General features: G+C 27.8%; 8 protein-coding genes, 1 pseudogene and 1 riboswitch. Of the genes and pseudogenes, 5 read left to right on the top strand and 4 right to left on the bottom strand.

Going from position 1 to position 6,138, the window contains the following annotated elements; all coding sequences use genetic code 11:
* Positions 1 to 867, top strand: an 867-nt coding sequence (locus JWF52_RS17970) for a cation:proton antiporter (RefSeq protein WP_208334855.1), incomplete at its 5' end; no start/stop codon positions are given.
* A gap of 26 nt (positions 868 to 893) precedes the next feature.
* Here JWF52_RS17970 and JWF52_RS17965 read toward each other — a convergent pair.
* The 4 genes and pseudogenes from JWF52_RS17965 to JWF52_RS17955 form a co-directional block, all read right to left on the bottom strand.
* Positions 894 to 1,199 (bottom strand): DUF1540 domain-containing protein, encoded by a 306-nt coding sequence (locus JWF52_RS17965; protein ID WP_208334854.1) that lies wholly within the window; start codon positions 1,197 to 1,199, stop codon positions 894 to 896.
* A gap of 69 nt (positions 1,200 to 1,268) precedes the next feature.
* Positions 1,269 to 1,856: pseudogene (locus JWF52_RS19510) on the bottom strand (sodium/glutamate symporter); the annotation flags it as partial.
* Positions 1,857 to 1,900: 44 nt separating this feature from the next.
* Positions 1,901 to 2,470 (bottom strand): sodium/glutamate symporter, encoded by a 570-nt coding sequence (locus tag JWF52_RS19505; protein ID WP_286184264.1) that lies wholly within the window; start codon positions 2,468 to 2,470, stop codon positions 1,901 to 1,903.
* 126 nt (positions 2,471 to 2,596) lie between these two features.
* Positions 2,597 to 3,097 (bottom strand): thioredoxin family protein, encoded by a 501-nt coding sequence (locus JWF52_RS17955; RefSeq protein WP_208334853.1) that lies wholly within the window; start codon positions 3,095 to 3,097, stop codon positions 2,597 to 2,599.
* A gap of 134 nt (positions 3,098 to 3,231) precedes the next feature.
* A riboswitch (Fluoride riboswitch) is annotated at positions 3,232 to 3,290 on the top strand.
* Positions 3,291 to 3,345: 55 nt separating this feature from the next.
* Between JWF52_RS17955 and JWF52_RS17950 the strand changes: the two genes are divergently transcribed.
* The 4 genes from JWF52_RS17950 (at position 3,346) to JWF52_RS19805 (ending at position 6,122) form a co-directional block, all read left to right on the top strand.
* A complete protein-coding gene (locus tag JWF52_RS17950; protein ID WP_208334852.1) occupies positions 3,346 to 4,545 on the top strand; it encodes a cation:proton antiporter domain-containing protein in 1,200 nt (399 codons plus the stop codon).
* Between the two features lie 78 nt (positions 4,546 to 4,623).
* Positions 4,624 to 5,379 (top strand): nitroreductase family protein, encoded by a 756-nt coding sequence (locus JWF52_RS17945; protein WP_208334851.1) that lies wholly within the window; start codon positions 4,624 to 4,626, stop codon positions 5,377 to 5,379.
* 9 nt (positions 5,380 to 5,388) lie between these two features.
* Entirely contained in the window at positions 5,389 to 5,865 is a 477-nt protein-coding gene (locus JWF52_RS19810) for an EcsC family protein (RefSeq protein ID WP_353654977.1), read from the top strand.
* Complete coding sequence (locus JWF52_RS19805) at positions 5,862 to 6,122, top strand: EcsC family protein (protein ID WP_353654976.1); 261 nt, start codon at positions 5,862 to 5,864, stop codon at positions 6,120 to 6,122. The genes JWF52_RS19810 and JWF52_RS19805 overlap by 4 nt, the downstream gene beginning before the upstream one ends.
* Positions 6,123 to 6,138: the final 16 nt, after the last annotated feature.

Genomic DNA, 6,138 nt, shown 5'->3' with positions numbered 1-6,138 from the left:
ATAGCATCAACAGATCCAGCAGCACTTATACCAGTATTTAAACAAGTTACGATAGAAGATAAAATAAAGCAAACTGTAGTTAGTGAATCAGCATTTAATGATGCAGTTGGAGCAATATTAGTTTCTACATTATTGGCAGTAGTTACAAGTGGAGAATTTTCATTAGGAGAAAGTTTAAAAGAGTTATTTGTATCAGCCGGTGTTGGAGTAGTAATCGGTGTAGTAACAGGATATATATTCTCAGTATTAATATCTGATAAAAAATGGGGGGTATTCCACTCATACGCACCAATAATGTCTATGCTACAAGTTGCCTTATCTTATGAATTAGCAACATTACTTCATGGTAGTGGATATATGGCAGTATTTATAGCAGGTCTTATCGCAGGAAATAAAAAGATATTTGGTCTTTGGATTCCGGAATATGACTTCCATTCAGAACATTGTTTTAGAGAAAGTATCGGATCATTATGTCGTATGGCTATATTTGTTGTATTAGGAACACAAGTAGATCTAAACTCATTATCACAGTACTGGTTACCATCATTAGGAGTAGTTTTAGTACTAATGTTTATAGCAAGACCTTTGGTAGTATTAGTTTGTTGCTTATTTGATAAGAAAGCTAATTGGAATTTTAGAGAAAAGCTATTTATGATGTGGGTAAGAGAAACGGGAGTTATACCAGCAGCACTATCTGGAATAATTGTTTCTATGAAACTACCAGGTTATGAAATAATATCATCAACAGTATTTATGACAATACTTATAACATTAGTAGTTCAAGCTAGTACAACTAAGCTTGTAGCTAAGAAACTTGGAGTATTAGAAGAAGTTGAAGAAGAACATAAATTAGAGACAGTAATGTAAAAAGAGAGGATTTTATTCCTCTCTTTTTATTTAGCTATAAAAGTTTCGCAACTACTATTTTCAAAGTTTATATCTACGTGACTAGCATTACATCCACCATTAATATTGTAAGTACAATTAACTGCACTACATGATATATCTTGGGTACTGGTAAGGGAAGTTTCTCCACTATAGTTTGAAAGATTAAAGTATGATCCATTTTTGAATGTGTCACAATAAGTTTCAGGAGTTATAGCTGCATCAAATCCTTCAATTTTTATATGTGAAGCATAGCAATCGCCAGATTTATTAAAAGCACAATTGTGAGCCATACAGTTTAAATTAGTATCCATAAATTACCTCCAAATTAAAATTCTATTATAGTATATGGCATTTTAATAAAACTTAAACATTAAAACAAATTAAGCTAATAAATTAATAAATAAAATTATACAAGGCATTGTAAATACATCTAGTAAAAAAGCAGCAACTAGAGGTACAACTAAAAAAGCTTTTTCAGAATAACCATATATTTGACTTACAGAAGTCATATTAGCTAGTGCATTTGGAGTAGCGCCAAGACCATGTCCAATAAGTCCACTTATAATTATTGCAGCATCTAAATTTTTACCAAGCACTTTAAAGGCTATAAATATGGAGAATAAAACTATAAAAATAGCTTGAGATACTACGATTATTACAATAGGTCCAAATAAACTAGATAATTTAAATAAATCAATACTCATAAGTGCCATAGTCAAAAATAAACCTAGACTAATCTCACTAAGAAAATCTAAAATTTTAAAATTTAAGTTTATAAATTTTAACTTATCATTAGTATTTCTAAATATAGCTGCAAAAAGTACACATCCACTTATAGCGGGTATTATTATACCGTTTATATTAAATACTAATTTTGAAATAAGTTCTCCAAAACTTACGCAAAGTAATACAACTAATACTTGTTCAAGAAATAATGATGGACTTAGTTCAAAATTATTGCTAACTTGATTTTGATTATGTCTATTAAAATTAAATGATAAATTAGTTGATTTTAAATTATTTTTTCAATTAAATATTTTGCCACAGGACCGCCTAATACACCAGCTAGAATAAGGCCAAAAGTAGCAGCAGCAATACCAACGCTGCATGCATTTTCTACTCCAAGACTTTCTATAGAAGCTCCATAAGCAGCAGCAGATCCATGTCCACCTTCCATAGATATAGTTCCACACATTAGCCCTAAAAGAGGATTTATATTAGTCAATTTAGATAAAATAAGTGTTAAAAGATTTTGACTAAAAGCTAATACACCACAGAGTAGCCAATATTTAATTAATAAACGACCTCCTTTTTTTACCAAAGCTATACTTACGGAAAGTCCAACAATGGTAAAGAAAAAGCATATAAGATAATTCATTAGGCTAGTATTCATACTTATTTCACATATTTTAAAAATTCTAAGAATCAAACTTAAAATACAAAATAGTAATCCTCCTATTACAGGAGATGGAATGCACATTTTAGTCAATAATTTGCTTTTATTTTTTATTATATTACCTAATAAAAAAAGTAATATAGATAAAATTAGGGTTTGAATAAAATCAAGCGATATAGATAACAAAATTAATCACCTCATAAAGATAGACGTAAATAGTAAATTATATTAAAGCTTGGCATAAAATATTAATAGAATTTATAAATAAAAAACCTAACTTTAATTGCTCAAAGTTAGGCTATCAAAATAGTATTAAGCTTGTCTCATAATTTCAAGGAAATCATTTACACTATCTAGTAGATATTTACCTTTATAATACTCAAGTTTTATATCATCAAAGCTAGGTGCATTAGCTACTATTTTAGGTCTTTCTTCAAATAAACCTAAAATATTGTAGTTATTATCTAGTATTACAATAGAAGGACCTTTAAAATTTTCAATTTCAAGTATAGGAGCTAAAAATTTTTTCCCACGTGCCGTAGATATTATAGATATATCAAAGTTAGGATTAAGTTCACAGAATTTATTAACTATAGTTGCATTAAGTTGAAAGTCAGGGCACCATATTTCTCCTGAAACTAAAAATTTTAGTTCCTTTTTAAATTCTTGTATCTCAGAGATTAAATTTTCGCTAAGGTGTAATCTAGATAAATTTTTAGGAATTCTAAGTCTTTCACCTTTTGTACCATCTCCTACACAAGATTCAAAGCTTACCCCTACATTAAATAATTCCTCAATAGTCATTTTAATCATAAAATTACCTCCAATTAAATTATATATTCATACTAACATGTATGAATATCTTTATCTATAAAATTTGCGCATAAATGAACATTTGCAAAATAAAATTTACATTTTTTAAATAATATGATATTATGAATTTATAAAACTACATAGGCGATGGAGTTCGCCATTAAATGCGAAAGCTAATGACTCCTACTCTTTTATATAAAGGGTAGGAGTCTATTTTTTTGCAAAATAAAAAGTATTAGGAGGGAATTATGATTGTAGTTATAAGTTTAATTTTAATAGGAGTTTTATCAAATTATAGTGGAAAATTAGCCGAAAAAGCAAAGCTTCCATCATTAATAGGTATGATAATAATAGGAATGTTAATAGGACCAAGCATACTAAATTTAGTTCCTAAGAGTACTATAGATATAGCTCCATTAATAAAAGATATAGGATTGGTTACGATTTTATTTATAGGAGGTCTTGGAATAAGTGTATCTCAAATAAAGCAGATTGGTAGACCAGCAGTACTTTTAAGTACAGTTCCTGCAATACTAGAAGGCTTTACCATAGCTTTTTTAAGTACAATTTTATTAGATTTTACATTTGTACAGGGAGCAATATTAGGATTTATAATAGCTGCAGTAAGCCCTGCTGTGCTTATACCATCGATGGTTTCTTTAATAGATAGAAAAGTAGGTCAAGATAAAGCTATACCTCAAATGTTGCTTGTTGGTGCAAGTGCAGATGATACTGTAGCCATAACTTTATTCACTACATTTTTAGGAATATATATGCAAAGTCAAAGTGGAAAAAGTACCTCATTTATCTTTGAACTTATTTTAATACCATTAACTATATTATTAAGTATAGGAGCTGGGTTTATTATATCGAAAATAACAAAACCATTTATAGAAAAAATAAAAAATAAATATATGAAAGTATTTTTAGTATTTTTAGTTTGTTTAATAATGAGATTTATAGAAAAGGATTTACATGTGGAAGTTTTTAATTCACTTTTAACTATAATGATATATGGATTTTTTATTAGAAACTATATAACTGATAGCTATAAAATTATATTAGACAGTATGAATGCTATGTGGAAAGTAGGAAAACTGTATTTATTTGTATTTGTTGGTATGGCTATAAATCCTAATTTAGTAGGGGAGTACTTTTTAATAGGGTTAGTAATATTAACATGTTCATTATTTATTCGTTCAATAGGAGTATTAATAGCACTTATAGGAACAAATCTTAATAAGAAAGAAAAACTATTTTGTATTATAGCATATCTTCCAAAAGCTACAGTACAATCAGCAAAGGCAGCTATACCACTACAAATGGGTGTAACAGGAGGCGAAATAATGCAAGCAATAGCTATACTAAGTGTACTTATAACAGCTCCAATTGGGGCAATAGGAATAAAATTAACATCGGATAAATTTCTTCATAAAGATGTAATTTAAAAAGTCATATTTATATATAAATATAATTAAAAAAATTACAAAAACTATATATAATTTATATACAAAGGAGTTTATACTATGGAACTAAAAAAATCGTGGATAAATGCAATGGATAATAGAAAATCTAGGAGAACCTATACTGAAGAAGATGTAAATGAAAAAGACGTAAAAATACTTAAAGAATTGATAGATAATATAAATAAAGGAACAAAGTTAAATATTCAATATATAAAGGATGGCAAAGATGGTATAAGTGGATTTAAGGCATCTTATGGAATGATATCTAAAGCCAAATCATTTATAGCATTAGTAGGAGATAAAAATATAAAAAATTATAAAGAAAAACTTGGATACTACGGTGAAAGTATAGTTTTAGAAGCTACTAGTTTAAATCTTGGAACTTGTTGGATAGGTGGAACATATAAAAAAGAAGAATGTAAAAAATATATAAAGTTTAATGAAAATGAGGAGTTAGTTTGTATAATAGCAATAGGTAATACAGATAGAGATTTATCTATTAAAGAAAAGCTTGTAAAGACACTTAATAAAAATGAAAAATCATTTAATGATATACTAATATCACATAATAAAGAAATACCATCATGGGTTGAAGTTGGAATAAATTATGTATCGAAGGCTCCATCGGCATTAAATAAAAAGCCAGTAGGTTATAAGTTAAAAGATAATAAAGTTGAGGCTACAATAATAAAAGAAAATCATGGATATGAAAAGATTGATTTAGGAATATCTATGCTACACTTTGAATTAGGAGCTTATAGTGAAGGTTATATAGGAAAGTGGAAATATAAAAATGGAGAATATATATTTTATTAGGAGATAGATATGAATAGTTATAATGTTATGGCAAGAAAAGATTTAGATAAATGGAAAAAAGCCATGCGTAAAAATCCATCTATAATTGAAAGGGCATCAAAGGGAGTACAAAATAAATTTAATGAAGTATTGCCACAGAAATATCATGAAATAATGACACAAGCAATAAAAAGTATGACAAAGTCAGTTTTGTTTGGATATAAATATATAACAAAAAAACCATACAAAAATATTTCATTAGAAGAAAGAGAGGTATTAGTAGCACAAAAAACTAAAACATATAAAACTACAGCTAGAATAGAAGGCGCTTCAACAGGAGCAGCAGGTATACTTATAGGACTTACAGATTTACCATTATTACTTGGTATCAAAATAAAACTGCTTTATGATATTGCAGCTATATATGGATATGATGTTTCGGATTATAGGGAAAGAATCTATATACTACATATATTACAGCTAGCATTTTCAAGTAAAAAAACATGAATGAGACATTTTATAAAATGGAAAACTGGGATGAATATGTAAAAACATTTCCCGATAATATAAATGAATTTGATTGGCAAAATTTTCAACAACAATATAGAGACTACTTAGACATAGCAAAACTTTTCCAACTTATGCCTGGAGTAGGAGCATTTGTAGGATTTTATGTCAATGGAAAACTAATAGATAAACTTAGTGAAACTGCAATATTTTCATATAGAATGAGAAATGAAGAACTTAATAGTAAGTCTATATAAAAAGAGTTATTAATGT

Source organism: Clostridium sp. CCUG 7971 (assembly GCF_017590215.1).
GTDB lineage: Bacteria > Bacillota > Clostridia > Peptostreptococcales > Peptostreptococcaceae > Faecalimicrobium.
Note: the sequence above shows the minus strand (reverse complement) of the source record. Positions and strands in the feature narration are given on the sequence as shown.